We start from the raw sequence: 25,643 nt of genomic DNA, 5'->3' as shown, positions 1-25,643 counted from the left end.
ACACCATGGAATGGGCAGGATGGCGGGCATGACCTGGACTGCGCCCACCACCGAAACCACCCGAGTACCCGACGCGCCGACCGAGCGGGCGATGCTGGACGCCTGGCTGGAGTTCCATCGACGGACACTCCTGGCCAAATGCGGCGGACTGATTGGTGAACAGCTCGTCCTCGCCTCGGCGCCGCCGTCGCCGTTGACGCTGCTCGGGCTGGTCCGGCACATGGCCGGCGTCGAGCGGTACTGGTTCCGGCAGTTCGTCGACGGGCAGGACATCGCGCTGCTCTGGCACGACGACGCCGACCCGGACGCCGACTTCAACGACCTCGACCCGGCCCGGGCGGAGGTGGACTTCGCGGTGTACGCCGCCGAGGTCGACGCGGCCCGGGCGATCGCCGCCCGGTACGACCTCGACACCGTCCCCCCGCCCCCGCGGATCGGCACCCGCGGCCCGATGTCGGTCCGCTGGGTGCTGGTGCACATGATCGAGGAGTACGCCCGGCACAACGGCCACGCCGACCTCATCCGCGAGCGGATCGACGGCGCCACCGACGACTGACCGGCCGCGGGTCCCGGTGGCCGTGGGTGTCGGCCACCGGGCGGGGCTCACCGGGCGGTCACTCGGCGGTCAGCGGCAGGCAGGCCACCCGCGCGCCGGCCTGGCCGGGGTTGTGGTCGTGGTTGGTCGGGTCCGCGTGGATCACCAGCGCGCCGGGGGCGGCGCGCAGCTCCCACGGGTTCTCCGCCGCGGTGACGGCGGTGCCGTTGGCATCGGTGGTGACGTCCAGCCAGACCTCGTTGCGCGGGTTGGCCGCGTGCGGGTCGGTGCTCGGCTCGTGCTGGTAGTGCGGCCCGGACGCCGCCGGGTCGGTGGTGCACGCCTTGGCGTGCAGGTGTGCGCCGTACGTCCGGTTCGGCAGCAGCCCGCGCACGGTCAGGGTGGTCCTGGTGACCCCGGTGCTCAGCGACGCCGCGGTCAGGTGGATCGAGGTGCCGTCCGGCACCAGCTTCGGGTCGTGCCGGAACGCGCCGCCGGCCCCGTCGTCCGTCGCCTTACCGGACCCGTGCAGCGTGCGCGGGCCCGCGGCCGTCGCCGGTGCCATCGCGGCCAGACCCAGTGCGACGCCCAGCGTCGCCGCCATCACTCGCCCGTACCCCTGCATCCTGTCTCCTCGCCGTACGCAGTCGGCTTCGTCGATGTCCCGGCCAGCCAACCACAGCTCACGCCCCGACGCAGCCCCCTGTGCCAGGGTTTCATCGGGACCTAAGGCGCCCCCCGTCGCCCGGCCCGACGCCGAGCGCGGCCCGCACGTAGCGGGCGTCGGCCGGGCCGCCGGCCCAGCGGTACGCCGCCAGCCCCTGCGCTCGCGCCCCGCGGACGGCGCGCTCGTCCGCGGCGACCAGCAGGCAGTCGGCCGGGGCGGCGCCGACGGCCGCGCAGGCGGCGGCCAGGAAGTCCGGCGCGGGCGGGGCCGCGCCCAGGTCGGCCGAGTTGAGGACGGCGTCGAACGCGCCGGCCAGCCCCAGCGCGGCCAGCTCGGCCGGCAGCTCGGCGGTCGCGGCGGCGACCAGCGCGACCGGGCGGCCCGCGGCCCGGACCCCCGCGACCAGCTCCCGGGCGGCCGGGTCGACCGCGCCGCGGTCGGCGGCCCACTCGGCCACCAGCGCCGCGGCGGCGTCGGCGCCGCCGACCCGCTCGGCCAGGGCCGCGGCCACGTCGGCCCGCCACCGCGCCGGGTCGTGCCGCCCGAGGATCGCCGGGACCCGGTACGCCGGGCGCAGCGCCTCGGCGCGCAGGGCGTGGGGGTCGAGGCCGTACCGAGCGGCGAGGTCGGCGGCGACCGCCGGGTCGTACCGGCGGACGACCCCGTCGAGGTCGATCAGCAGGGCGGTGGCGGGCGAACGCCGCACGGGCGGCTCCAATCGGTCGGGGGCGGTGCGGGGCTGAGCGGGCGACGCGGGCTGGGCGGGGGTGGCGCCGGCCGGGCCGGGTCGGGCGGACTGAGCGGGTGGTGCGGGTCGGGCGGGTGGTGCGGGTCGGGCGGGTGGTGCGGGCGGGCGGGACGAGTGGGCGGCGGGGTGGGGCGGTCCGGCTGCGCGAACGGACCGACTTTTCCCCGACCCCGCGGGTAGGCGGGAGGGCATGCGGACGCGGTGCGCTGGCACGGCCGGCCGGCGGGCCCGCCGGCCGGCTCCGCGCGCCCCGCGGCCGACCGCCCGGTGCGACGACCGGCGTTCGCCCCCGACCGGCGTTGTGGCGCCGAACGGGCCGGCACGGTGCTGACCCGGACGCACCGCCTGGTCGCGCTGGCCGCGGCCGGCGCACTGGCGGCCGGCGCGCTGGCGCTGGTCCCCCGCGAGGTCGTCCGCCGGGCCGCGGCGACCCGCGGCGACGGCACCATCGCCGATACCGGGGTGCCGGCGCGCGACCCGGTCCGCATCATGCCACTCGGCGACTCGATCACGTGGGGCACCTCCTCGCCGCAGCTCGACGGCTGGCGCCGGGGACTGCGCGGCAAGCTCGGCCTGGTCGGCGTGCCGGTCGACTTCGTCGGCTCGCGGGCCAGCGGCGCGTTCGCCGACAACCAGCACGAGGGCCGGCCCGGCTGGCGGATCGACAACGCCCGCCGGGACGCGCCGCGGCTGGTCCGGTCCGCCCGGCCGGACGTGATCCTGCTGCACCTGGGCACCAACGACGTGAAGCTGCCGGGGCCGTACGTGGCCGCGGCGCCGGCCCGGCTCGGGTACCTGCTGGACGACCTGCTCCGGCTGGCGCCGCGGGCCACGATCCTGGTCGCCCGGGTGGCCAACTCGCCGCGGGTGGACGTGCGGGCGCGGCTGGCCCGGTACAACCGGGCGCTGCCGGCGGTGGCCGCCCGTCGCGGGCCGCGGGTGCGGGTGGTGAACATGGCGACGCTGAACGTGTTCAGCGACTTCGCCGACAGCCTGCACCCGAACCGGCGCGGGTACGCGATCCTGGCCCAGCGCTGGTACCGGGCCCTGGAACCGGTCCTGCGCGGGGACGGCCCGGCCTGGCCCGCGGGCGACGACCCGCAGACCGCCCGGTACCGGTGCGCGGGCTCCACGGTGGACGAGCACCGGATGGTCCACGGCACCCGGTGCCGCTGGTGGCACCTGCGCACGGTGGCGGCGGCCGGCGGCGGGCCGCGGCGGGCGTGGATGACCGCCCGGGTCGGGCGCGGCGGCGTCCGGTACTGGTCGCTGTACTGAACCGCACCGCGCTCGCACTCCGGGCACACCGGTAGAATTCCGGCGAACGTGCGATCGAGAGGGGCGGATCACCGGTGCCGGCAAGGGGAGCAGGACTGACGCGGCGGAGCGTACTGGCGGCGGCCGGGGGGCTGGCGGCGCTGCTGCTGGCCGAGCCGGCGCGGGCGGTGGACCGGGCCGACGGGGACGCGCCCGTCCGGATCATGCCGCTCGGCGACTCGCTCACCGCCGGCACGGGCTCGACCGACGGCGCCGGCTGGCGCGGCCACCTGTACTCCCGATTGACCGAGCTGACCAGTGTGGACTTCGTCGGCTCGGTCAGCTCCGGCGGGAGCTTCGACCCCGAGCACGAGGGGCATGCCGGGCTGCGGGTCGGGCAGGCGGCGGACGCCGTACCGGGGTGGCTGCGCGCCGCCGAGCCCGAGCTGGTGCTGCTCCAGCTCGGTACCAACGATCTCAAGATCGCCGGCCGGGAGGTCGGGGCGACCGACCGGCTGGCCCGGCTGCTCGACGCGATCGCCGCCGGGGCGCCGGACGCGTACCTGGTGGTCGGCTCGATGATCGGCTCGCCGGCCGCGCCGATCCGGGAGCGGATGGCCGCGTTCAACGCCGCCCTGCCCGGCCTGGTGGCGCCGCTGGCCGACCGGGCGCAGCTCGTCGACCTGGACGTGCTCGACCGGACGGCGCACTTCGCCGACAACCTGCACCCCAACGACCCCGGCTACGCCGTGCTCGCCGACCGCTGGTACGCCGCGGTCGCCCCGCTGCTCTCCCCGCGCTGACGAAGCGGCGGGCTACTCGTCCTCGACGCGCAGGCGCTGGGAGATCACCTCGGTGACGCCGGCGCGCATCGTCACCCCGTACAGGGCGTCGGCGACCTCCATCGTCCGCTTCTGGTGCGTGATGACGATGAGCTGACTCTTCTCCCGGAGCTGCTCCAGCAGCGTGAGTAGGCGGCCGAGGTTGACGTCGTCCAGCGCCGCCTCGACCTCGTCCATGATGTAGAACGGGCTGGGCCGGGCGCGGAAGATCGCGCACAGCATCGCCACCGCGGTCAGCGACCGCTCGCCGCCGGACAGCAGCGACAGCCGCTTGATCTTCTTGCCCGGCGGGCGGGCCTCCACCTCGACGCCGGTGGCCAGCATGTCGCCCGGGTCGGTGAGCACCAGCCGGCCCTCGCCGCCCGGGAACAGCACCGAGAACACCTGCTCGAACTCGCGCGCCGTGTCGTGGTACGCCTCGGTGAACACCTCGAGGATGCGGTCGTCCACGTCCTTGACGACCGTCAGCAGGTCCCGGCGGGTGTTCTTCAGGTCCTCGAGCTGCTCGGAGAGGAACTTGTACCGCTCCTCCAGCGCCGCGAACTCCTCCAGCGCCAGCGGGTTGACCTTGCCCAGCAGGTTCAGCTCCCGCTCGGCCTTCGCCGCCCGCTTCTCCTGCACCGGCCGGTCGTAAGGCTCGGCCTCCGGCGGGATGTCGCCGATGGCCGCGGCGGCGGCGATCTCCACCTCGGTCGGCGGGACGGGCTGGTCGGGGCCGTACTCGGCGATCAGCGTCTCGACGTCCAGGCCGAAGTCCTCGGCGGCCCTGGCCTCCAACTGGTCGATGCGCAGCCGCTGCTCGGCCCGGGCCACCTCGTCCCGGTGCACCTCGCTGGTCAGCCGCTCCAACTCGGCCGCGTGGTCGCGGGCCGCCGACCGTACCTCGGACAGCTCGGCCTCGCGCGCGGACCGGGCGGCCGCGATGCCGTCGCGGGCGGTCGCGGCGGCGGTCAGCGAGACCGCGACGCGGTCGAGCGCCTGCTGCGCCCCGGACCGGACGGCCCGGGCGATCCCGGCGCCGCGGGCCCGGGCGGCCCGGCGGGCGGCGGCGCGCTCCCGGGCGGCCCGCTCGGCGTCGGCCTGCCGGGCCAGCGAGTCGGCCCGGCCGGACAGCGCCGACACCCGCTCCTCCGCGGTCCGGACCGCGAGCCGGACCTCCAGCTCGTTCTGCCGCGCGTGCGGCACGAGCGCGGCCAGCCGGTCCCGCTCCTCCGCCGACGGGTCCGCGTCGACCGGGGTGGCCTCGGCCAGCTCCAGCCGCTCCTCCAGCTCGACGAGGCTGGCCAGGTCCGCGTCCCGGGACTGCTGCGCCCGGGCCAGCGAGGCGGCCAGCCGCTCGGTCTCCGCCGACGCCGACCGGGCCGCGGCGCCCAGCTCGGCCAGCCGGCGGGCGGCGGCGTTGCGCTCGCCCTCGGCGGCGCGGCGGGCCGCGGCCGCGGCGTCCACGTCCGCCTTGCGGTCGGTGACCTCCGCCCGGGCCGCGTCGAGCCGGCCCGCGAGTTCGACGACCGTACGCTCGGCGGCCACCCGGTTGGTCCGGGCCTCGTCCACGGCGGCCTGGACCTCGATGAAGCTGGTCGCCTTGGCCGAGCCGCCGGCCGCCGCGTACGCGCCGACGACGTCGCCGTCCGGCGTGACCGCGCGCAGCTCCGGATTGCCGGCCACCAGCTCGGCGGCGGCGCCGAGGTCCGGTACCAGGACCACGTCGCGCAGCGCCCGCAGCACGGCCGGGCGCAGGTCGTCGGGGCAGCGCAGCACGTCCGGCGCCCAGCGGGCGCCGGCGGGCAGGGCGGGGCGCAGCCGGTCCAGCGCGCCGTCCAGGCCGGGGCCGGCGGGGCCGGCGACGAGCAGGGACGCGCGGCCGGCGTCGGCGATCCGCAGCGAGCGCATCGCCTCGGCCGCCTCGTCCACGCCGGCCACGGCGACGGCGTCGGCGAGCCCGCCGAGCGCGGCGGCCAGCGCGGCCTCGCAGCCGGCGTCCACGGTCAGCAGGGATGCGACGCTGCCGAGCAGGCCGGGCACCTCGGCGGCGCGGGCGAGCAGCGCCCCGGCGCCGTCCTTGCGCTTGAGGCCGAGCGCCAGCGCCTCCTCCCGGGCCTGCCAGCTCGCCGCCTCCCGCTCGGCGTCCCGCTCGCCCCGGGTCAGCTCCCGGACGGCGGCGGTGGCGGCGTCGTGCGCGGCGACGGCGTCGGCGTGCCGGGCGTCGATCTCGGCGTTGTCCCGGTCCGCCTCGGTGGAGTGGGCGGCGACCTCCTCCAGCTCGCCCTGCGCGGCGGCGGCCCGGCCGGCGGCGTCGGTGTGCGCGGCGACCAGCCGCTCGATCTCCTCGGCGGCGGTGGCGGTCCGGGTCCGGGCGGACTGCACCTGCCCGGTCAGCCGGGCCAGGCCCTCCCGCCGGTCCGCGATGGCCTTGACCTCGGCGACGAGCGCGCGCTCGGCGTCGGCCAGCGACTCCTCCAGGTCCTCCCGGCGCAGTACCGCCTCGGCCAGCCGCTCCTGGTCCTCGCGCAGCGCCTCGCGCAGCTCGGTCTCCTGCTCCCGGACCCGCTGCGCCTCGGCGGCGAGCTGGTCGGGGTCGCGGCCGGGGCGCTCGGCCTCCTCGGGCGCCTCCAGGTGGCGCAGCCGCTGCTCGGCGAGCTGGTCGGTGGCCCGGAACCGCTCCTGGAGCGTGGAGAGCTGGTACCAGGTGTCCTGCGCGGCGGCCAGCAGCGGCGCGTCCGCGGCCAGCCCGGCCTCCAGCTCGCCCAGCCGGCGCTGCACCCCGGCGTACTCGGCCTCCAGGTGGCCGCGGCGCTCGCGCAGCGCGGTCTCGTCGGCGATCTCCCGGTCCAGCGTCGTGCGCAGGGTGGCCAGGTCGTCGGCGAGCAGCCGGAGCCGGGCGTCGCGCAGGTCCATCTGGATGCCGGCGGCCCGGCGGGCCACCTCGGCCTGCCGGCCCAACGGCTTGAGCTGGCGGCGCAGCTCGGCCGTGAGGTCGGTCAGCCGGTTGAGGTTGGTCTCCATCGCGTCGAGCTTGCGCAGCGCCTTTTCCTTGCGCTTGCGGTGCTTGAGGACGCCGGCGGCCTCCTCGATGAACGCGCGCCGGTCCTCGGGCTTGGCGTGCAGGATGCCGTCCAGCCGGTTCTGGCCGACGATGACGTGCATCTCCCGGCCGATGCCGGAGTCGCTGAGCAGCTCCTGGATGTCGAGCAGGCGGCAGGAGTCGCCGTTGATCTCGTACTCGCTCTCGCCGGAGCGGAACATCCGGCGGGTGATCGACACCTCGGTGTACTCGATCGGCAGCGCGCCGTCGGTGTTGTCGATGGTGAGCGTGACCTCGGCCCGACCCAGCGCCGCCCGCCCGCCGGCGCCGGCGAAGATGACGTCCTCCATCTTGCCGCCGCGCAGCGCCTTGGCGCCCTGCTCGCCGAGGACCCAGGCGATGGCGTCGACGACGTTGGACTTGCCGGAGCCGTTCGGCCCGACGACACAGGTGATGCCGGGCTCCAGCTTCAGCGTGGTGGCGGAGGCGAAGGACTTGAAGCCCTTCACCGTCAGGCTCTTGAGGTGCACGAATCTCCGCAGCGGGTTCGGCGCGCGGGCCAGGGCGCGGCCGCGCGGTCAGAGTGCCGAGGGTACCCGTGCCGGGTTCGGCCGCCGGTCGCGACACGGGCCGGCGGGCACCGGTCGGCGGCGAAAACACCCGGTACGCGCCTGTCCGGCCCGTTCACCCGGTCGGGTGGGCGGGTACGGCGGCGGTCCGGGTGGGGAGGATTCCCGGCGCGGGGTGCGACCGGGCAGCGCACCGCGGTACGGCGGCGCGGGTGGTGTGCCGGCACCGCCGACCGGCCGGGGCGTGGTCACCCGGGGGCCGGCGGGCCGGATGGTCCGTCGCGTGCGGTGCGGTTCGGTCAGGTCAGCGCCGGTTCGAAGCGCAGCAGATCGTCGGACTCGGCCACCGCGGCGGCCAGCCGATCGTTCTCCGCCCGCAGGCGGGCGACTTCGAACTCCAGTGCCCGCACCGTGGCACGCAGACGGGTGACCTCGTCGGTGATGCGGCGATCCCGCGCGACGCCGACGTGGCCATAGAGGGCCTTCGCCATATCGTCTCCTTGTCCCTGCGCAGCCGGATTCCCCGGCGATTCAACGCGCGCCCATCAATCAGGCTACCGCCCGAACACGGACCCCCGGATCGGAACACCCGGGTCGTTTCCGCGAACAGTGAGCGGCTGTCGCCGCTCCCTGTTCGCGTTTTTCGATCTCTCGCCGGATCCCCATGTCGGCAATTCGATCTTCAAGAGCGCCAGCAGCAGGTACTCGGCCATCACGCTTGACCATCACGCTCGATCATCGTGTTGCTGGACGGATATCCCTTGCTGGACCGGCGTCGCGCGTCCGGCGATATTTCTATAGTCCGTCGGCCCGGCCGCGACGTCAAGCCGGGGCGTCGGCCATCACGTCGCTGACCTCGGCCGCGGCCACCCGGACAACCGGAAAACGGACAGCCGGGACGGGCGGGCAGCGACGCAGCGGAACCTTAAGTCTCGCTTACCGGCGTTGCCCCGTTACCACCCGAATCGATAGCGTCCGCTGCCGGGTCGAGCCACCCCACCCGACAGCCACCCACCGTCGGGCTCGCCCGCGGCGGCGCCGGCCGGCGCCGCGCCCCCGCGGAAGGACAGATCAACGTGACGCGCCCATTCTCCCGCCCCGGAGAATCCCGCCCGCTCCGCCCCGCCCTGCTCTGCCTGGTCGCCGCCGGTACGGCCGTCGCCCTGACCGGCTGCGCCGTGCGCAACGACGGCACCGAGCTCCCCGCGCCGCTGCCCGAGAGCGTGCTCGCCGGCGCCCCGGTGGCCACCCCCGGGCCGACGACGGCCGCGCCCACCCCGACGCCGTCGCCGACCGCCGACCGCAAGGCCGTGCGGGCCGCCGGCCGCGCCGGGAAGCGGGCGCAGCCGGTGCGGCAGCGCGAGCCGCGCAAGCGGCCGCAGCGGCCGGTGTACCGGGGGAAGGGCAGCGCACAGGAGCAGGAGGTCACCCGGCTGATCAACATCGAGCGGGAGAAGGCCGGCTGCGGGGCGGTGTCGGTGAACGACAAGCTGTACGCGGCGGCCGCCGGGCACAGCCGCGACATGGCCGACAACGACTACTTCAGCCACACGGGCAAGGACGGTCGCAAGCCCTGGGACCGGGCCAGGGACGCCGGTTACAGCGGGAGCTACGTCAGCGAGAACATCGCCATGGGCGGCTCCGTGGACGCCGAGCGCGTCGTCGACATGTGGATGTCCAGCAAGGATGGGCACCGCGAGAACATCCTGCGTTGCGCCTCGCGCGTGACCGCGGTCGCCCGGGCGGCCCGGGGCGGTACCGCGTACTGGACCCAGATGTTCGGCTGAGCGCCGCGGCCGCTCAGCACACGTGCACGACGTCCAGGGCGTCGTTCGGGTTGATCAGGTTCCACCCCTCGGTCGGGTCGTCGCCGTCGGCGCGGGAGGAGAACAGGTGTTGCCAGTTCTCCGGCTTCCCCGCGTCGCCGGACCCGTCGTAGTGGTAGAAGTGTGACCACATGCCGGCCGGGCGGCGGTTGAGGTAGCTGCTCGCCTGGTCGTTCCACGGCTTGCCGGTGGACAGCTTGAACGTCGCCAGGTTGAAGATGCCGCAGGTGCTCAGCGTCACGATCTCGCCCTGGTAGTCGGCGTGCTCGTACAGGCACAGCGCCTCCGCCGGGCACGGCTTGCCGCCACGCCGCGCGCCGGCCGCCGCCGGCGCGGCCACGGTCGCCAGCAGCCCCGCGACCATCCCGGCCGCCACGACCCCGCGCCCGATGCGCGATCCCACCCTCGTCATCCCGCCCCTCCCCGGTCGGGCCGCCGCTACTCGGCGGCCTTCATGAAGTACGTCTCCCAGTCCGTACCGGCGGGCGAGATCACCCGCCGGACGGTGTTGATGCCGCCACTGCGACTGCCGCGCAGCACCCTGATGGCGAGCTTCTGCTTGTCGCCGACGCCGAGGATGGTGATGTCGGGCTGCCCGTCGCCGTTCACCTCGGTCCGGATCGCCGCCCCCACCGACGACTCCAGCACCCCGCTCGCCACCCAGTGCTGCTGCTCGCGGACGGCCGGCCCGCCGGGGGCCAGGTTGTCGAAGACCAGCAGCGCCACGCGGTGGCTGTCCAGCTCCCGGAGGGCGGTCAGCTCGGGGCGGCCGTCCCGGTCGATGTCGTACGGCACCAGCCGGTTCCCGAGCATGCTGTTGGCCTCCCCCGTCTTGCTCGTGAAGCGCAGGACCGGGGTGCCCCAGCCCGCCGCCCCGCCGGGGGTCACCCAGATCTTGGTGCCCTCGCGGGTCGACACGTAGCCGATCAGGTCGGCGTTCCGGTCGCCGGTCACGTCGCCGAGGGCGAGGTAGTACGGCGCGTACCCCGCGCCGGCGGCGCGCTGCCGCTGCGCGAATGCGCCCTTGCGGTCGGACAGGAACGCGACCAACTGCGGCTTGTACTTGTCGTCGTCGGCGGTGACCGCCAGGTCGGTCGCCCCGTCGCCGTTGACGTCGCCGGCGACCAGGTTGTCGACGAAGGTGTAGGACGCGCCCTTGCCCTGGTGCTCCCACCACAGGACCGGGGCCGTCCGCGGGCCCTCGACGTCGGGGAAGACGAAGATGCGGTGGTGGGTGTCGCTGACCTCGTACAGCACCGCGACGTCCCGCTTGCCGTCGGCGTCGAAGTCGCCGGAGGCGGCATCGAACCGGGCGAAGACCCAGCTCGTGCTCGACCACACCTTGCGGGCGGTGGCGGTCGTGCGCCCCAGGTGCCCGAACGCGTACAGCTCGACGCCCTTGGCGCTGGGGTCCTTGTGGGGCGTCCGGAAGGCGAAGACGTCCGGCGGGTCCTCGCCCAGCGCCCGGTAGCGCTGGAGGAAGACGATCAGGGGTTCGAGCCCGGCCGTCGCGAGCGTCCGGCGGGCGGCGACGGCGATGTTCTTGAGGCCGTCGCGCTCGGCCTGCCGGCGGACGTCGGTCACCGCGGCCCGGTACCCGTCGATGATCTCCGCGCGGCGCCGGGCGACGTCCTTCGCCACGACCTCGTGGACGCCCCCGTCGATGAACGCGCGGGACGCCTCGACGCCCGCGCGGATCGCCTCGAAGACGGCCACCGCGGTCAGCGTGTAGTGGGCGTTGCCGTACAGCAGCCCGTCGAGCCGGCGGAGGAAGTCGTCGTCGCGGATGTCCATCCAGGCCGGATCGGTGACCGGGGCGGCGACGCCGACGGCCGCGGCGGCCAACTGGCGCAGCAGCCGCCGCTTGGCCTCCTTCGCCGCGGCGGCGTCGTCGGCGTTGGCCTTGTCGATGAGGCGGCGCTGGTCCGCGGCGTACGCCTCGGCGAAGCCGAGTTCCAGGAAGCGCTCCCGGGCGGCCGACGGCGTGGCGAACGCCCTCTCCGCGGCGGCGATCGTCTCGGTGTACTGGGGCAGGGTCGTCTTCACGTGGTTCCACAGCGCGATGATGAACTCGCGGTCGCCGAGCCCGACCTGCGCGGCGGCGTCCGGCAGGTGGACCAGCTCCGCCGCCCGGGTCCGCCGGCGGACGGCCTCCGCCGCCGCTGCCTTGTCCCGCAGCTCCTGGTTGATGTCGCGGGCGAGGGCCTCGGCGAGCCCGGCCCGGATGTAGAGCGAGCAGGCGACGGTCTGCCCCGCGTCGGCGTCGACGTCGTCGTTGAGCGCGAGGACGGCGGCGGCCGCCGCCTCCGACTCGCGGCCCACGGCCTGCCAGAGCTTGAAGGTCGCGTCCCGGTCGCCGAGTCCCACGATCAGCCCCGGTTCGAGGCCGACGGACTTCGCCGCGGTGATCTTCTCCTCCACGGACGCCGGCGGCACCTCCGCCGCGCCCCGGCGCGGCCCGGGAACCCGTACCGCGGCCGCCTCCGCCGAGCCCGGCCGCGCGTGCGCGGGCGGGCCCGCCGCCACGCCGCCGGCGAGTGCCAGCAGCGCGGCCACGCCCGCCCGGATCACCCTGTCCGTGCCACTCATCCGGACCTCCGCATCCGTTCCTCGCCCGGCATCCGTACTCGCCCGCGTCGGTGCCAGCGCGCATGGACCCGTCCGCAGCGGGCCCGTGCGCAATGGACCCGTCCGCGATGGGTCCGTCCGCAATGGGCCCGCGCAGCCGGCGCCCGCCGACCGGCCCATCGACGCTAACCATTCGCGTCGGGCCCGACAACGGGTACACATTGTCGGGTTGCCGACAGGCGGCCACCCCCGGCGCCGCCCGCCCGGGACCATGACGGCGGATCGACCGACGCAACCACATCGGAGGCTGACATGCGGAGAACCCGGGCGGCCGGGCTGGCCGTACTCGTGGCGGCCACGGGCGCCGCGCCCGCGTACGCGTCGCCGGCGCCGAGCCCCTGCGACATCGTCCGGACCGCGCGGCACCCGGCGGTGGCCCGACCGGGCCCGACCCCGCGCGAGCTGACCCAGCACCTCGCGATCGCGGCGCCGTACCGCGTGGTCCGGGCGGCGGCGCTGATCGCGCTGCAATCGCCGCGCGGGGACGAGGCGATCCGCGAGTTCATCCCCGACGGCTGGTGCGCGGCCACCCGGCGGGCCGAGGAGGACGCCAACCGGTACGCCCACATCATCGAGCGGGTCCTCGGCGCGCACAGCGAGGCGACCTCGCCGCGGGTCGTCCGCGCGGCCCGTGCCGCCCGCGCGGGCACGGTGCCGGAGCAGGAGGCGTTCGTCCGCGACGGCCTGGAGCGGGCCCGGGCGGCGGACCGGGCCGACCGGGACGCCGACGGGCGGGCCGCGGCCGCGCTGCGCGAGTTCGACCGCCGCTACGTCGCCGACCTCCGCGACCGGGTCGCGGCCGGCCAGCAGGTCCGTGTGGCGGCGGCCTGGGCGACCCGGGCCGGCGCCGGGGACGGCGACGTCGTCGAGTTCTACGCGTACTCCTGGATCAGCGCGGCAAGGCTCGACAACGAGCGGCACCGCCTGGACCGGTACCAGCAGGAGATGCGCCGGCTCACCGCGATCCAGCGGCTGCAGGTCGACGCCCGGGCGGCGCAGGCGGCCGCGGAGGCCGCGAGCGGCGAGGCGGCGGCGGCACTGCGGCGCCGGGCGGCGGAGGCGTGGGGTTCGGTGGCCACGGCCGGTACGCCCGAGGTCGACACGTGGCAGCGGGCCAAGCAGGTCGCCGACGAGCAGGCCGCCGCGTGGCAGCGCGTGTACGAGGAGGCGCTCCGGCAGGAGTCGATCAACTGGCAGCCGCTGACCGGCACGGCCCGCGACACCCGCAACGCGTGGCGGGCCGACATCACCAACGCGACCGAGCGGGCCACTGCCTGGCGCGAGCTGGTGCAGGAGGCGCTGGACAGGGAGCAGGACATGCGGCCGCCGGCCGACCGGTGACCGCCGGGGCCGCCGGGTGCGGGGCGCAGCCGGCGGCCCCGGTCCGTCAGCGGGCCACCCGCGTGTTGGCCACCCGCCAGGCCGCGTCCTTGGCCGAGGCCCAGACCGGGCGCGCGGCCTCGAAGGCGGCGCCCGTCGACCGGACCGTCCACAGCCGCGCGGCCGTGTCGCCGTTCTGCTGGAGCAGCACGACGTCCGTCCGGCCGTCGCCGTTGACGTCGGTGGCCGCGGGGACGAGACCGGCGTACGTCCAGTCGGCGGGCGAGGTCCAGCGCTTGGCGTGGCCGACCGTGCCGGTCGCCAGGTCGGTGTGCGCCCACAGGGTGGCGCCCTTGGCCTCCCGGTGCAGCATCGCCAGCTCCGGGCGGCCGTCGGCGTCCAGGTCGCCGACCATCGGCTCGCTCCAGTCGGCGGCGTTCAGGCCGGCGCCGGTCCAGCGCAGGACCGGTTCGCCCGGACCGGTCGGCCCGCCGCGGCTGAGCCAGACCCGGGCGCCCTTCTTGTCCGGGACGACGGTGAGCAGGTCGGCCCGCCCGTCCCGGTCCACGTCGCCGGCCGCGGTCCGACCGTCGACCAGCGCGGCGGCCACCGGCGCGCTGGTCGGGGTGTAGCCGCCGTCGGCGCGCGCGGCCAGCGTGATGCGCTGGGGCCGGCCGGCCGGGTCGGTGCCGTGCAGCACCAGGTCCGTGCGGCCGTCCCCGGTCACGTCGGCGGCGACCGGCTGCCGGAGCGTGTGGCCCGCCTTCGCCGCGGTGGGTTTCACCTCCCACACCACCTCGGCCCGGGACCTGCCGGAGTCGACGTCGAGAAAGCGCTCGACCCGGTAGTGGAAGTCGCCGACGCGCAACAGGACGGCCAGGTCGCGCACCGCCGCGTCGCCGCCCAGCTCGCCCGTGACCGCCGCGGCCCGGTCGACCGGCCACTGCGGGCCGGCGGCGGTCCAGACCTTCCGCACGGTGCCCTGCTTGCGCCCGAGGTGGCCGAACACCCACATCGTGCCCGGGCGCAGCACGTGGCCGTAGAACGCCGCCAGGTCGCTGCCGTCCGGCGGGAGCTTCTCGTACCCGAGCAGGAACTCGATCAGCGGGCCGACCCGGCCGGTGGCGGCCGACGCGGCCAGCGCCCGGTCGGCGGCCACGGCCCGGTTCTTCCAGCCGTCGCGCACCGCCGGGTCGCGGATGTCGGTGACGGCCTTCCGGTACGCGGCCAGGTTCTCCGCCTCCCGCCGCTGCCGGTCCCGCAGCGCCGCGGCCGCCAGGCCGGTCTCGATGAACTCCCGCCACTCCGCCTCGGCGCCGTCGTAGATCGCGATGGCCAGCGCGTGGTAGGTCAGGGTGTACATGGCGTTGCCGGCGATGCGGTCCCGCAGCTTCGTGAGGAAGTCGACGTCGCTCACCAGGTACCACGACTCGTCGTCGCGCGGGAAGCCGCCGATGTGGTTCGCCGCCCGGAACCTGGCCTCGCGGCGGCGCAGCTCGGCGAGCTTCGCGGCGTCGCCCGCGGCCTGGTCGGCGAGCCGGTCGTCGGTGTCGGCGGTGTACAGCCGGCCGACGCCGGTCAGGAAGTCGACGCGCTCCGCCGGGGTGGCGGGCACCGCGGCCGCCGCCGCGGCGATCGTCCGGGCCGCCCACGGCTGCTTCGCCCGCAGGTGCTCCCACACGTTGAAGATGAAGGTCCGGTCGCCGTCGCCCACCGCCTCGGGGCGGGGGAAGGTGTACTGCACCAGGCCGGCGACCTGCTGCCGCCGGTTCCGGGCCTCGCGGGCCTCGGCGGCGTCGCGGAGGTCGTTCGCCACGTCGCGCTGCTTGGCCTCGTGGACGCGCGTCCGGACGTACACCGTGCAGGCGTCGCACCGCTGCGCGGCGGCGTCGTACTGGTTGATCGACAGCTCGGCCGCCGCCTGCACCTCGGTCGCGGGCGCGGCCCGCCGCCAGAGTTCGTACGTGTACAGGTAGTCGTTCAGCCCGTACAGGTCGTACGAGCCGGCCGGGATGCCCACGACCGTCCCGGCCCGCTCCTTCTCCTCCAGGCTGGCCTCCCGCGGCGGCGGGGGCTCGGCGGGGTCGCTGGGGTTCTCCACATCGTCCGGATCGTCGGCGACCGCCGGGGCCGCCGCCGCGGGCGCGGGCGAGCCGGCGAACCCGGTCACCAGGGCCAGTGCGAGGGCGGCGGCCGTCCAGCGCGCCCCGGCTCGGCCGAACGTGGCTCCCATGTGCCCTCCCGGCGTACGACGTCGTCGCGATCGATGGATACACCCGTGCAGCACGGTAGCGGGGCCCGCCGTCCGGGGCAGCCGCTGTGTCGGCTCCCCGACAGCGGCGGCGGATCTGCGACGATGCCCGGATGGACGACGACCTTGTGGGCAGGTGGAGCACCGAGCCGTACGACTACGGGGTGATGGAGTCCGGCACCCTGTGCTTCCGGCCGGCCGGGACGGGCTACGCGGCGTGGGCCAACGCCGGCGGCGGCATCGCCGTCACCCGGTTCGGCTGGACCGTGCCCGCCCCCGGTCACCTGCGCCTGCGCGTCAGCGAGGTGATCGGCGGCGCATGGGCGGACTCGCCGGACGAGATGACGTCCGTCCACACGCACGACCGCACGGCGACGGACCTCGCCACCGGCTACCGGACCGGTTTCACCGTCCCGCCCGGCTGGCCGGAGCGGGTGTACCAGCTCGACCTGGATACCGACATCGAGTGGGGCACCCGGTTCGCCCGGACGGCACCGGCGCCGCCGGACGACGACCCGGCCCGGCGGTTCGGCGGCGCCGCGTAGCCGGCCCGGGTCAGCCCACCAGGCCGTCCTCCAGCACGTCGCGGCCCCGCTCGGTGAGGAAGGCCAGTTGGTTCCCGCCCCACGCCGGCGTACCGCGGTCGGCCAGGAAGTCGCTGACCCGGCTCAGCAGCATCGGACCCTCCAGGTAGTCCTTGCCGGTCCTGTCCGGGTTGCCCCGGCGGCAGTGCCGGACCAGGTCGGTCAACTCCTGGCCCGCGGCGTACCGCGTGCTGGACAGCGCGTTCAGCCGGGCCGCGGGGACCCGGAAGTGGACGATGACGCCGGCCTGCCACTTCGCCGCCTGGTCCCGGAACCGGGTGACGTAGAAGCCCCGGCAGAAGTCGACGGTCGCCCGCCCCCTGGTGAGGTCGATGCCGTTGACCAGGATGCTGTCCGCCGCGGCGCGGTTGGTGCCGTGGTAGAGGTCGACGCACTTGCCCGGGCCGGGCGCGCGGCGGTCGTCGTCCGCGCAGCTATCGGCGTCCGGTGTCCGGCACTTCTTCTTGGCGGCCCCGGCGGCGCGGATGTCGATCACTTCGCCGGCGAGGTCCTTGATGAGACCGCGCTTGCACTTGTCGATCTTTCCCCACGTCTTGTTGATGATCTTCCGCGCGCGCTTGATCCCGTCCCAGAAGCCCTTGATCGACTTGGTCAGCTTGTACAGGATCCGCGCCACCCGGAACGCCTTGACCGGCCCGAGGAAGTCGGCGGCGGCGAGCAGGCAGCTCAGCAACTGCCCCGAGAAGCAGTTCCGGATGGTGTCGACGTTGAGCAGGTCCTCCAGCAGCTCCGGGCCGTACTGCCGGACGAACGCCACCGGATCGCCGCCGGCCGCCTCGATCAGCGGCTCGAACGTCGCGAGCTGCGCGTCGGACAGGTAGTCGCGCGCGTCGGCGAGCTGCGCCGGCGTGAACGCGAAGGCGCCCGTGAGGTCGCGGTCGTCGGCCGCCCGGATCGCGTCCTCCAGGTCCTTGGCCTCCTGCTCGGCGTCCGCCGCCTGCTGGTTCGCCTGCTTGGCGAACTCGACCGCGTCCCGCGCCGCCTGCTCCGCGTTCCGGGCCGCCGTCCCGGCCCGCTCGGCGTCGCGCCGGGCGCGCTCCGCGGCGGCACCGGCGGCCTCGGCGTCGGCCTGCGCGCGGGTCGCCAGCCGGTCCGCGTCCTCGGCCAACTGCTTCGCGCGGGCCGCGCTCAGGCCCGCGATCCGGGCGTCGTCCGCGGCCTGGTTCGCGTACCGGCGCGCCTCCGCCGCGGCCGCCCGCGCGGCCCGGTCCGCGTCGGCGGCGCTGGCCGCCGCCGCCCGCGCCCGGCGGCCCTGCTCGGCGGCGATCGCCGCCGCTCGCTTGGCCCGGGCGCTCTCGGCGGCGGCCGCCGCCGAGGAGCGGGCCGCCCGGGCGGCGGCCGCATAGGCTTCCTTAATCTTGCCGGCGGCGCTGTCGGCCGCCTGCTGCGCCGCCCGAGCGGCGTCCGCGGCCTCCTTGGCCCGCTGGTCGGCCGCGTCGGCCTGGTCCAGCGAGATCTGCTGCGCGAGCTTGGCCACCTCCACCGCGAAGTCGACGTCGAGATCCTGGCCGACGAACGGCGCGAGCAGCTCCACCGCGCTGTCCGCGGGAACGATCGCCGCCATGGCGGACTGGCGGGCGGCCAGGGCGGACCGCAGCGCGGAATCGGCCTGCGCGGCGGCCGACGCGGCCTCGTTCCCGGCGGCGGCGGCCTCGGCCTGCACCCGGTCGGCCGCCCACAGGGCCTTGACCGCCTCGACCGCCGCGCGCTGGGCGGCGACCTCGGCGCTGCGGGCGTGCTCGGCCGCCACCACCTGCTGCCGGGTCGCCTCCTGCGCGTGGGCGTCCGCCCGGCGGGCCGCCGCCTCCGCCTTCGCCGCCTCCGCCTCGGCGGCGTTCGCCGCCTCGTTCGCGGCCGCGGCGGCCGCCATGGCCCGGTCCGCCGCGTGGCGGGCCCGGGCCGCCGCCCGGTCGGTCTCGATCGCGGCCGACCGCGCGGCCGCGGCCTCGTCGGACGCGCCGCTCGCCTTGCGCGTCGCGTCCGCGGCCGCGGAGTCGGCGGCGTCCGCCTCCCGGCGGGCCGCGGCGGCCGCCGCCAGCGCCTCGTCGCGGCCCTGGTCCGCCGAGAGCGCGCGGGCCCGGCTCTCCATCGCCGCCGCCTGCGTCCGCTTGAGGTCCCGCTCCTGCGCCGCCGTACGGGCGTCGTCCCGCAGCCGTTCGGCGTGCCCCATGGCGGTGTGCGCCCTCGCCCGGCCGGCCCGGGCGGCCGCCTCCTGCGCCTCGGCCCGCTCCCGCGCGCCGCGCGCCAGGTCGGCGTCGTGCTGCGCCCCGGCCCGCAGCCGGGCGGCGCTGTCGGCGTGCCGCTTCGCCTCGGCGTGCGACCGGTCCGCGTCCCGCCGGGCCGCGTCGGCCCGGCTGCGCCACTCGGCGGCCTCCTCGGCGCGGTCGCGGGCCTCGTCCCGCCTGGCCCGCGTGTTCTCCGCGTGCCGCCACGCCGCGTCCCGCTCCCGCTCGGCCGCGGCCCGCTGCTCGGTGGCCCGCTCGGCCGCGGCGGCCGCCGCGTCGGCCTCCCGCCGCGCCGTGGCTGCCAGCTTGTCCGCGGCGTCGGCGTGCTCGATGGCCTGCTTGCGCCAGCGCTCGGCCTCCCGCTCGCGCGCCTCGGCCTCGCCGGCGTGGCCGAGCGCCCGGTGGGTGGCGATCGTGGCGTCGATGGCGTGCTGCGCCGTCAGCGTCGCGTTGGCGGCGGCGACCGCGGCGCGGTGCAGGCCCTTCGCCATCTCGGCCCAGTCCCTGCCGTACGGCAGCTCCACCTCGACGAGCACGGCGGCGGCCGCCTCGGCGCCGACCGCCGCGCGCTCGGCGTCGGTGGCGAAGCCCCGTGCGGCCGTGACCCGGTCCCCGACCGACGCCCGGGCGGCCTCCAGCTCCGCGAGGGTGCCCTTCGCCGCCAGGATCCGGGCCGCCCGCCGGGCCGTGGCCGCGGCCACGGTCATCGCGTTCGCGCCCTGCCGCAGCGCGTGGACCCCCTCGCCGTGCGCCCGGACCAGGTCCGCCCGGGCGCGGTTCGCCCGGGCCGCGCGCTGCGCGGCCTGGCTCGCCTGCTCGATGGCCCGCAGCTCGGCCTCGCGGGCGGCGAGCAGCTCGGCCCGGGCCAGGTCGTCCCGCTCGGCCGCGTCGGCGAATCCGGCGGCGAAGAAGCGCTCCAGGGCCGCGTCGTCGCCGTCGAGCGCGGCCTGCGCGGCGGCCACGACGTGCGGGTTCTCGGTCCGGTCCAGGCCGGCCAGCACCCGGGCCCGCGACCGGAGCACGGCCTGCCGGGCCCGGCGGTCGGCGAGCACCCGGTCGTCCCGGCCGCGGGCGATGTCGGCGCCGTACGCCCGGAAGGCCCGGCGGTCGGCCGGGGTGGCCGCCGGTTCGAGCACCCGGACGACCTCGGCGTTGAAGATCTCGCCGCCGGTCCCGCGCAGCTTCTCGATGGCCTCGACGTTGCCCCGGTCCTCGCGGGCGCGGCGGGCGTCGGCGGCCTTCCGGGCGCGGGCGTACCCGCCGGTACCGGGGCGGAGGAACTCGTCGACCGCCTCGGGGTGCCCGTCGCGCGCGGCGTCCAGCGCTGCCTGCGCCGCCTCGCGCACCTCGGGATCCGGGTCGGCCTCGATGTGCATCACCAGGATCTGGTAGACCGCGGGATCCAGGTCCGCGCTCGGCGCCGCACGGACCCGGAACTGCGGGAGCCGGTCCGGCGGCGCGGCGGGCGCGGCCGGTGCCGGCGGGGGCGGCGGCGCCGCTTCGGCGACCACCGACACCGCGGGCCCGAGGAGGGCGGCCGCGAGCACGGCGACGGCCGCCCGGCGTAGGTGTCCCGGCACGATGAGGCCCCCGTTCGCGACGCGGAGGCACGGCGCGACACCGACTCCGGGACGACCCGCGCCGACCGGTCGCGGTCGCGCGGCAGTTCGCCTCGAACCTAGGGGCAACCGTCGATGGAGGACAGTCGGCCCACTGTCGGATTGCGGACAGTCGATATCGGAGTGGGCGGATGCCGGTGGGTCAGGCCGACGAACGCGGGCGGGGCTGGCAGCGGGGGCAGGAGAACGACGAGCGGTTCATGAACGCCTCCCGCCGGATCGCCGCCCCGCACCGGTCGCACGGCAGCCCCTCCCGGCCGTACACGTGCAGCGACCGGTCGAAGTACCCGCTCTCCCCGTTCACGTTGACGTACAGCGCGTCGAAGCTCGTGCCGCCCACCCCGATCGCCTCGCCCAGCACGTCGACCACGTGGTCGAGCAGGCGGCGGGCGGCCGGGCCGGTCAGGCCGTCGGCCGGGCGGGTGCCGTGCAGGCCGGCCCGCCACAGCGCCTCGTCGGCGTAGATGTTGCCGACGCCGGAGATCACCGTCTGGTCCAGCAGGGCGCGCTTGACCCCGGTCCGCTTGCCCCGCAGCGCCGCGACGCACCGGTCGGGGTCGAAGCCGGGCTCGAACGGGTCGGCCGCGATGTGCGCGATCTCCGCCGGCAGCTCGGCGCCGCCGCGGGAGACGGCCAGTCCGCCGAACGTGCGCTGGTCCACGAAGCGCAGCTCCGGTCCGGTCGCGAAGCGGAACCGGACGCGCAGGTGCGGCCCGTCCGGCTCGCCGTCGTCGTGCACCCGGAACTGGCCGGACATGCCCAGGTGGCCCACCATCGCGTCGCCGGAGTCCAGCGGCAGCCACAGGTACTTGCCGCGGCGGCGTACGTCGGTGAACTCGCGCCCGGCCAGCGCGGCGGCGAAGTCGCCGGGGCCGGCGGCGTGCCGGCGGACCGCGCGCGGGTGCAGCACCTCGACGGCCGCGATGCGCCGGCCGAGCGCCCACTCGCGCAGGCCGCGCCGGACGGTCTCGACCTCGGGCAGCTCGGGCACCGGCTACTCCGCGGGGGCGACGAGCGGGGCGCCGGGGGCGTCGGCGGTGAGCACGCCCTCCTCGTCCGGGCCGGACAGCTCCCGCCAGGCCGCCTCGGCGGCCCGCTGCTCGGCCTCCTTCTTGCTGCGGCCGCTGGCCCCGGCGTACCGGCGGCCGGCGACGACCGCGGCGGCGGTGAACGTCTTGGCGTGGTCCGGGCCCTCCTCGTCGATCCGGTACTCGGGCACGCCGATGCTCAGCGACGCGGTCAGCTCCTGGAGCGAGGTCTTCCAGTCCAGCGCGGCGCCGCGGCCGGCGGACTCGGCCATCAGGTCGTCGAACAGGCCGTGCACGACCCGGGCGGCGGTCTCCATGCCGTATTGGAGGTACACCGCGCCGAGCAGCGCCTCCAGCGTGTCGGCCAGGATGCTGGCCTTGTCCCGGCCGCCGGTGGCCTCCTCGCCCTTGCCGAGCAGCAGGTACGGGCCGAGGCCCTCCGGGCCCATCCCGCGGGCCACGTCGGCGAGCGCGCGCATGTTGACCACGCTGGCCCGCAGCTTGGCGAGCTGCCCCTCGGGCAGCTCCGGGTGGTTGTGGAACAGCGCGGTGGTCACCACGACGCCGAGCACCGAGTCGCCGAGGAACTCCAGCCGCTCGTTGGTCGGCAGGCCGCCGTTCTCGTACGCGAACGAGCGGTGGGTGAGCGCCCGCCGGAGCAGGTCCGGGTCCAGGGTGACGCCGAGCGCGGCCTCCAGGTGGGCCGCGGACGGGCGGCGGCGGTCCGTGCGGTCGGTCATCGAGTGGCCTCCAGCCGGTCGGTGACGAGGGTGGCGAGGGCCGGGGCCACCCGCCGGCGGTGCAGGGTCGCGGCGAGGGCGATACCCGAGGCGAGGTCGGCGCCGGTGGCGGCGCCGTGGCAGACGACGGCCGTACCGCCGATGCCGAGCAGCGCGCCGGCGCGCGGCGCGGTGCTGGCCGCGCCGGCCATGGCGTACGCGCCCTCGATGCCCTTGAGCAGCACGTTGCCGGTGAAGCCGTCGGTGACGACCACGTCGGCCCGGCTGCCGGCGCAGACCTCGCCGCCCTCGACCAGCCCGACGTACCGGGCGCCGGCGGGCAGGTCGGCGGCGGCCAGCGCGGGGTCGGCGAGCCGGCGGGAGCGGTCGCCCTTGCCCGGCTCGACGCCGATCGAGAGCAGGCCGACCCGGGGCGCGGCCAGGCCGTGCACGAGCCCGGCGTACGCGGCGCCGAGGTCGGCGTGGCGCAGCAGGGTGGCCGGGCTGGCGTCCAGCGAGCCCCCCACGTCGAGCAGGACGACGGGGCCGGCGACCGCGGGCAGGATGGCGGCCAGCGCGGGCCGGCGGATGCCGGGCAGCCGGCCGAGGCCGAGCGCCGCGGCGGTGACGCTGGCGCCGCTGGCGCCGGCGGAGACGACGGCGTCGGCCGCGCCCGCGGCGACGGCGGCGACGGCCGCGCGGATGGTGGTGTCGGCCCGGCCGCCGCGGGCGGCGGGCTCGGCCATGCCGACGGCCCGGCGGGCGGGCCGGGCGGTGAGCCGGGGCCGGTCGCCCGGCGGCGCGGCCGCGCGGACCCGCTCGGCGACCTCGACCGGGCCGACGAGCAGCAACTGGAGGGTCGGGTCGGCGGCGCAGGCGCGCAGAGCGCCGTCCACCACCACGTCGGGGGCGCTGTCCCCGCCGAGGAGGTCGACGGCGATCCGCACGGCGTCCGGGGCAGTGGGCTGCGCCGGGGCGTCCGGGCTCTGCCGGTGCGCCGACCGACCGGTGGTCGGACGGGCCACTGGGCTCCTTGGGGTCCTCAGCCGGGCGGCGGGGCGGTCCGCCCCGCCGCGCCGGCCGCGAATCGGGTCAGACGTCGAGGACCTGACGGTTGTTGTAGGTGCCGCAGACGCCGCAGGCGGCGTGCGGCAGCTTCGCCGACTTGCACTGCTGGCAGGCCACCGTCGTGATCGGCGCGGCCTTCCAGTTCGCCCGGCGCGACCGGGTGTTGCTGCGCGACATCTTCCGCTTCGGGACGGCCACGGCTCTTACTCCTCAGTCCTGGTCATGGTGCGCAGGGCGGCCCACCGCGGGTCGGCCTGCTGGTGGCTGTGGTCAGCCGGGAGATCATCCCAGAGCGCCCCGCACTCGGGGCACAGGCCCCGGCAGTCCGGGCGGCACAGCGGGTTCGTCGGCAGTGTGAGCACCACCGCGTCCCGCAGCACCGGCTCCAGATCGATCAGGTCGTTGCGGACCCGGCCGATCTCGTCCTCGTCGGTCGTCTCATCCGTGACGCTGTCCTCGTACGCGAACAGCTCCTGGACCGTCACCGCCAGCTCGTCGCGAATCTCGCGCAGGCAGCGCCCGCACTCCCCCACCAGCGGGCCGGTGGCCCGGCCGCTGACCAGCACGCCCTCGGAGACCGATTCGAGCCGCAGGTCCAGGCTCAGTTCGGCCCCCTCGGGGACGCCGATCAGCTCCACGCCGAGGTCGGCCGGCGACGGCGCGACCCGGCTCAGCGTACGCAGCGCGCCGGGCCGCCGGGGCAGGTCCTGCGTGTCGAGGACCAGCGGCGACCTGGCATCGGGGTGTTTGGGCGATTGTCTGGGCATGACTCACGTTCGTCGCGGGCGACCACCCACCGGCGCGGCGGCTGGTCGGGGTGGTGGTTGAGGCGGTCGGTGTTGTTGCGTTGGTGCTCGGGTGACCGAAAGGCCGACTCGTTAGGTTACCCGAGCCCGCCGAGTCCAGTCGAATCGAGCCCGATCAGATCGTGAGCGGCCGCTGCTCCTCCTCCTGCGCGAACGTGCCGATCTCGCGCAGGGCGTGCATCTTGTCCCGGCCGCGCTCGATCGAGGCCAGCGAGCGGGTGAGGAACTGCTCGAAGTTGGCCAGGGCGGTGTCCACGTAGTCGTCCACCTCGTCGCGCAGCCGCTGGGCCTCGGCCCGGGCCTCGCTGACCAGCCGGGCGGCCTCGTGCTCGGCGGACACCGTGATCTCGTTGGTCGAGACCAGCCGGGCGTGCTCGCCCTCGCCCTCGGCGATGATCCGGTCGGCCTCCCGCTTGCCGGCCTCGACGATCTTGTCCCGCTCCTCCAGCAGCGCCGCCGCCCGGCGCAGGTCGGCCGGCAGCTCGGCGCGCAGCTCCTCCAGCATGCCGATCGCCTCGGCCCGCTCGACCACGCAGTTGCTGCGCGACATGGGCGCCGATCTGGCCTGTTCGATCATGGCAATGATCTCGTCGATGCGGTCGAGTGGATCCATCGGCGCATCACTCCCGTCATCCGTGTGTCGACCGTCGCGGTCGGTGTCCAGCGCATCCCGCACATACCCATAATGCTGCCGATCGGGACAACTGCCGCCGATCATCGCCGCGCGTCGCGCAACTTCCCCGCCGAGCCGGCGCGGCAGCGGCGGCCCGGCGCGTCCGCCCAGCGTGCGGCGGCGCGTCGCGCGGTCAGCCCGCCGGGTCGGCCGGCGGCACCGGCGGCACGAATCGCTCCCGCAGCCGGCGGGCGACGATCTCCGGTACGTGGGCCGACACGTCCCCGCCCCACTTCGCCACGTCCTTGACGAGGCTGGAGGACAGGAACGAGTAGAGCGGGTTGGTCGGCATGAACAGCGTCTCGACCCCGGCCAGCCCGATGTTCATCTGGGCCATCTGCAACTCGTAGTCGAAGTCGCTGACCGCGCGCAAGCCCTTCACGACGACCGGTGCGTCGTGCGCCTTGCAGAAATCGACCAGCAGCCCCCGGAACGTCTCCACCCGGACGTTGGGCAGGTCGGCGATGACCAGCCGGAGCAGCTCGATCCGCTCCTCGATGCCGAACAGCCCGGACTTCGCCGGATTGATCATCACCGCGACGACGACCTCGTCGAAGAGGCGGGACGCCCGCGCGACGATGTCGAGATGGCCGTTGGTGACCGGGTCGAACGAGCCGGGACAGACCGCACGTCTCATGATCCGCGACCGTACCAAATGGTCGTCTCGCCGTACCGCCGCGCGGCGTGCGGGGTGACGCCGGGCGGCCACGCCGGCCCGGCGGCGCGGGTGGACCGCTCGACCGCCAGCACCGCGTCCGGGGCGAGCCAGCCGCCGGCCGCCAGCGCCGCTAGCGCGGCGTCCACCTCGGGCCCGGGCACGGCGTACGGGGGGTCGGCGAACACGACGTCGTACGGCTCCGGCGCCGGGCCGGCGAGCACGGTCGCCACCCTCCCGGCCGTCACCAGGACGTCGGCGGCGGCGTCCAGGGTGGCCACGTTGGCCCGCAGCACCCGCAGCACCCCGGCGTCGGCCTCGACGAGCCGGACGTGCGCCGCGCCCCGCGACAGCGCCTCCAGGCCGACGGCGCCCGAGCCGGCGTACAGGTCGAGCACCCGGGCGTCGGCGAGGCCGGCGAGCGACTCCAGCGTGCTGAACAGCGCCTCGCGCACCCGGTCGCTGGTCGGCCGGGTGCGGTCGCCGGCGGGGGTGCGCAGCCGCCGGCCGCCGTACCGGCCCGCCACAATCCTCGTCACACCGGCGACGCTACGCCCGCGCGCGGCCCGCCCGCCGCCCG

22 protein-coding genes are annotated in these 25,643 nt (G+C 76.3%); 6 read left to right on the top strand and 16 right to left on the bottom strand.

Annotated features, from left to right (window positions below):
* The first annotated feature begins 28 nt into the window (after positions 1–28).
* Positions 29–556 (top strand): DinB family protein, encoded by a 528-nt coding sequence (locus IEY94_RS01580; protein WP_189168189.1) that lies wholly within the window; start codon positions 29–31, stop codon positions 554–556.
* A gap of 58 nt (positions 557–614) precedes the next feature.
* On the opposite strand, the gene IEY94_RS01575 is transcribed toward IEY94_RS01580, so the two are convergent.
* A complete protein-coding gene (locus tag IEY94_RS01575; protein ID WP_189168188.1) occupies positions 615–1,160 on the bottom strand; it encodes a superoxide dismutase family protein in 546 nt (181 codons plus the stop codon).
* A gap of 91 nt (positions 1,161–1,251) precedes the next feature.
* Positions 1,252–1,908 (bottom strand): HAD family hydrolase, encoded by a 657-nt coding sequence (locus tag IEY94_RS01570; protein ID WP_189168187.1) that lies wholly within the window; start codon positions 1,906–1,908, stop codon positions 1,252–1,254.
* A 309-nt stretch (positions 1,909–2,217) separates the two neighbouring features.
* Between IEY94_RS01570 and IEY94_RS01565 the strand changes: the two genes are divergently transcribed.
* Both IEY94_RS01565 and IEY94_RS01560 read left to right on the top strand, forming a co-directional pair.
* Positions 2,218–3,228, top strand: a complete 1,011-nt coding sequence (locus IEY94_RS01565; RefSeq protein ID WP_189168186.1) for an SGNH/GDSL hydrolase family protein — start codon at positions 2,218–2,220, stop codon at positions 3,226–3,228.
* 74 nt (positions 3,229–3,302) lie between these two features.
* Positions 3,303–4,010: an SGNH/GDSL hydrolase family protein gene (locus IEY94_RS01560; protein WP_189168185.1), complete on the top strand. Its 708-nt coding sequence runs from the start codon at positions 3,303–3,305 to the stop codon at positions 4,008–4,010.
* A 12-nt stretch (positions 4,011–4,022) separates the two neighbouring features.
* Here IEY94_RS01560 and smc read toward each other — a convergent pair whose 3' ends face one another.
* The gene (smc, locus tag IEY94_RS01555) at positions 4,023–7,601 is read right to left on the bottom strand and encodes a chromosome segregation protein SMC (RefSeq protein ID WP_189168184.1); all 3,579 of its coding nucleotides are present in this window, start codon (positions 7,599–7,601) and stop codon (positions 4,023–4,025) included.
* 338 nt (positions 7,602–7,939) lie between these two features.
* Positions 7,940–8,131, bottom strand: a complete 192-nt coding sequence (locus IEY94_RS01550; RefSeq protein WP_189168183.1) for a hypothetical protein — start codon at positions 8,129–8,131, stop codon at positions 7,940–7,942.
* Positions 8,132–8,716: 585 nt separating this feature from the next.
* On the opposite strand from IEY94_RS01550, the gene IEY94_RS01545 reads away from it, so the two are divergent.
* Positions 8,717–9,427 carry a CAP domain-containing protein gene (locus IEY94_RS01545; RefSeq protein WP_189168182.1) on the top strand — a complete coding sequence of 237 codons (711 nt, stop codon included), beginning with the start codon at positions 8,717–8,719 and terminating at the stop codon, positions 9,425–9,427.
* A 13-nt stretch (positions 9,428–9,440) separates the two neighbouring features.
* Here IEY94_RS01545 and IEY94_RS01540 read toward each other — a convergent pair whose 3' ends face one another.
* Positions 9,441–9,878: a peptidase inhibitor family I36 protein gene (locus IEY94_RS01540; protein WP_189168181.1), complete on the bottom strand. Its 438-nt coding sequence runs from the start codon at positions 9,876–9,878 to the stop codon at positions 9,441–9,443.
* Between the two features lie 26 nt (positions 9,879–9,904).
* The gene (locus IEY94_RS01535) at positions 9,905–12,055 is read right to left on the bottom strand and encodes an FG-GAP repeat domain-containing protein (protein ID WP_189168180.1); all 2,151 of its coding nucleotides are present in this window, start codon (positions 12,053–12,055) and stop codon (positions 9,905–9,907) included.
* Between the two features lie 291 nt (positions 12,056–12,346).
* Between IEY94_RS01535 and IEY94_RS01530 the strand changes: the two genes are divergently transcribed.
* Complete coding sequence (locus IEY94_RS01530) at positions 12,347–13,435, top strand: hypothetical protein (protein WP_189168179.1); 1,089 nt, start codon at positions 12,347–12,349, stop codon at positions 13,433–13,435.
* Between the two features lie 46 nt (positions 13,436–13,481).
* On the opposite strand, the gene IEY94_RS01525 is transcribed toward IEY94_RS01530, so the two are convergent.
* Entirely contained in the window at positions 13,482–15,647 is a 2,166-nt protein-coding gene (locus tag IEY94_RS01525) for an FG-GAP-like repeat-containing protein (protein ID WP_189168178.1), read from the bottom strand.
* Positions 15,648–15,778: 131 nt separating this feature from the next.
* Here IEY94_RS01525 and IEY94_RS01520 point away from each other — a divergent pair, with 131 nt between their 5' ends.
* Complete coding sequence (locus IEY94_RS01520) at positions 15,779–16,210, top strand: hypothetical protein (protein WP_189168177.1); 432 nt, start codon at positions 15,779–15,781, stop codon at positions 16,208–16,210.
* A 10-nt stretch (positions 16,211–16,220) separates the two neighbouring features.
* Here IEY94_RS01520 and IEY94_RS01515 read toward each other — a convergent pair whose 3' ends face one another.
* The 9 genes from IEY94_RS01515 to rsmD all read right to left on the bottom strand — a co-directional run bounded on the left by IEY94_RS01515 (position 16,221) and on the right by rsmD (position 25,602).
* A complete protein-coding gene (locus tag IEY94_RS01515; RefSeq protein WP_189168176.1) occupies positions 16,221–20,075 on the bottom strand; it encodes a DUF3990 domain-containing protein in 3,855 nt (1,284 codons plus the stop codon).
* Between the two features lie 181 nt (positions 20,076–20,256).
* Complete coding sequence (gene mutM, locus IEY94_RS01510; RefSeq protein WP_189168175.1) at positions 20,257–21,105, bottom strand: bifunctional DNA-formamidopyrimidine glycosylase/DNA-(apurinic or apyrimidinic site) lyase; 849 nt, start codon at positions 21,103–21,105, stop codon at positions 20,257–20,259.
* Positions 21,106–21,108: 3 nt separating this feature from the next.
* Positions 21,109–21,882: a ribonuclease III gene (gene rnc, locus IEY94_RS01505; RefSeq protein ID WP_189168174.1), complete on the bottom strand. Its 774-nt coding sequence runs from the start codon at positions 21,880–21,882 to the stop codon at positions 21,109–21,111.
* Entirely contained in the window at positions 21,879–22,808 is a 930-nt protein-coding gene (locus IEY94_RS01500; RefSeq protein WP_189168766.1) for a phosphate acyltransferase PlsX, read from the bottom strand. The genes rnc and IEY94_RS01500 overlap by 4 nt, the downstream gene beginning before the upstream one ends.
* Positions 22,809–22,953: 145 nt before the next feature.
* The gene (rpmF, locus tag IEY94_RS01495; protein WP_189168173.1) at positions 22,954–23,127 is read right to left on the bottom strand and encodes a 50S ribosomal protein L32; all 174 of its coding nucleotides are present in this window, start codon (positions 23,125–23,127) and stop codon (positions 22,954–22,956) included.
* 5 nt (positions 23,128–23,132) lie between these two features.
* On the bottom strand, positions 23,133–23,696 hold the full coding sequence (locus IEY94_RS01490) for a YceD family protein (RefSeq protein ID WP_189168172.1): 564 nt from the start codon (positions 23,694–23,696) through the stop codon (positions 23,133–23,135).
* Between the two features lie 154 nt (positions 23,697–23,850).
* Positions 23,851–24,348 carry an aldehyde dehydrogenase family protein gene (locus tag IEY94_RS01485; RefSeq protein ID WP_189168171.1) on the bottom strand — a complete coding sequence of 166 codons (498 nt, stop codon included), beginning with the start codon at positions 24,346–24,348 and terminating at the stop codon, positions 23,851–23,853.
* Positions 24,349–24,541: 193 nt separating this feature from the next.
* Positions 24,542–25,045 carry a pantetheine-phosphate adenylyltransferase gene (coaD, locus tag IEY94_RS01480; RefSeq protein WP_189168170.1) on the bottom strand — a complete coding sequence of 168 codons (504 nt, stop codon included), beginning with the start codon at positions 25,043–25,045 and terminating at the stop codon, positions 24,542–24,544.
* Positions 25,042–25,602 (bottom strand): 16S rRNA (guanine(966)-N(2))-methyltransferase RsmD, encoded by a 561-nt coding sequence (gene rsmD, locus IEY94_RS01475; protein ID WP_189168169.1) that lies wholly within the window; start codon positions 25,600–25,602, stop codon positions 25,042–25,044. The genes coaD and rsmD overlap by 4 nt, the downstream gene beginning before the upstream one ends.
* Between the last annotated feature and the right edge of the window lie 41 nt (positions 25,603–25,643).

Source organism: Pilimelia anulata, assembly GCF_014647895.1.
GTDB classification, from domain to species: Bacteria; Actinomycetota; Actinomycetes; order Mycobacteriales; family Micromonosporaceae; genus Pilimelia; species Pilimelia anulata.
Note: the sequence above shows the minus strand (reverse complement) of the source record. Positions and strands in the feature narration are given on the sequence as shown.

Coding starts and splice junctions, on each gene's coding strand:
- IEY94_RS01525 (WP_189168178.1), bottom strand. CDS start 15,647: ATGGGAGCCACGTTCGGCCGAGCCGGGGCGCGCTGGACGGCCGCCGCC.
- IEY94_RS01490 (WP_189168172.1), bottom strand. CDS start 23,696: ATGCCCAGACAATCGCCCAAACACCCCGATGCCAGGTCGCCGCTGGTC.
- rnc (WP_189168174.1), bottom strand. CDS start 21,882: ATGACCGACCGCACGGACCGCCGCCGCCCGTCCGCGGCCCACCTGGAG.
- coaD (WP_189168170.1), bottom strand. CDS start 25,045: ATGAGACGTGCGGTCTGTCCCGGCTCGTTCGACCCGGTCACCAACGGC.
- IEY94_RS01540 (WP_189168181.1), bottom strand. CDS start 9,878: ATGACGAGGGTGGGATCGCGCATCGGGCGCGGGGTCGTGGCGGCCGGG.
- IEY94_RS01535 (WP_189168180.1), bottom strand. CDS start 12,055: ATGAGTGGCACGGACAGGGTGATCCGGGCGGGCGTGGCCGCGCTGCTG.
- IEY94_RS01575 (WP_189168188.1), bottom strand. CDS start 1,160: ATGCAGGGGTACGGGCGAGTGATGGCGGCGACGCTGGGCGTCGCACTG.
- IEY94_RS01550 (WP_189168183.1), bottom strand. CDS start 8,131: ATGGCGAAGGCCCTCTATGGCCACGTCGGCGTCGCGCGGGATCGCCGC.
- IEY94_RS01520 (WP_189168177.1), top strand. CDS start 15,779: ATGGACGACGACCTTGTGGGCAGGTGGAGCACCGAGCCGTACGACTAC.
- IEY94_RS01485 (WP_189168171.1), bottom strand. CDS start 24,348: ATGGATCCACTCGACCGCATCGACGAGATCATTGCCATGATCGAACAG.
- IEY94_RS01580 (WP_189168189.1), top strand. CDS start 29: ATGACCTGGACTGCGCCCACCACCGAAACCACCCGAGTACCCGACGCG.
- IEY94_RS01530 (WP_189168179.1), top strand. CDS start 12,347: ATGCGGAGAACCCGGGCGGCCGGGCTGGCCGTACTCGTGGCGGCCACG.